Source organism: Streptomyces sp. P17 (assembly GCF_032436805.1).
Lineage (GTDB): Bacteria > Actinomycetota > Actinomycetes > Streptomycetales > Streptomycetaceae > Streptomyces.
In genome coordinates this window covers 1-765 of record NZ_JAVRBF010000218.1, presented here as the reverse complement: position 1 = coordinate 765, position 765 = coordinate 1, and the positions used below count along the sequence as shown (strand labels likewise).

Here is a 765-nt window from a genome sequence, read left to right as displayed (position 1 = left end):
TCAGCGGTTGACGGCCTGGATTTCCTGTACGACGACCTGCTGGGTCGCGCCGAAGGTGCCGTCGGGGAGGTCGCCGCCGGCTCCGCCGGTGCCGGTCCAGGTGATGTCCCAGGTGATGGTGGCCTGGAGCGGGTAGGTGCCGTCGCCCGAGGAGCGGAGGTACTTCACTCCGCAGGGCGGGGTCTGGTCGGCCTTGCCCTTGGCATACGGCTCGCCGATACGGCCGTTGTCGATCTCGCACACGCCGGATGCCGGGTAGGTGACGGCGTCGGCCGTGCCCGGCTCGATCTTGAGGGCGACCGGCTCCGCCGTCGCGGTCGCCTCCAGGTTCAGCACCGGCACGGACGCGGTGACAGAGACCGGCTTGAACTCGGCGCCGTCCAGCCAGGTCCAGGTCGGCAGGTTGACCTTGGTGGCGTTCTCGGGAGCCAGGGTGACCTCGGTGCCGGGGACGCGGATCTCGGCGTAGGCGAGTTCGGCGAGGATCTCCGGGGTAACGGCGTTCTCGATGTCGGCGGGCGGAGCGTCACCCGTGTCCACCCAGAAGTAGTCCCTGTCACAGGAATCCCAGCCCGGCGGGTAACTCTCATCGACGTACGAGCCCCACCAGTAACCCTTGCCGGACTTGTCCTTGTTGAAGCCCTTCTCCTCGTCGTTGGCGTTGTACTTCTCCCGCTGCTCGGCATCCCACTCGTAGCCCGTCGAACCGGCCTCCCAGATCGGCTCCAGGTACTTCTGCAACTGCTCAGGGGTGTACTTCGGGGC

1 protein-coding gene is annotated in these 765 nt (G+C 67.5%); it reads right to left on the bottom strand.

Annotated features, from left to right (window positions below; all coding sequences use genetic code 11):
• The coding region (locus tag RMT89_RS40470; protein ID WP_315888746.1) for a hypothetical protein at positions 1-765 on the bottom strand (765 nt) is incomplete at its 5' end.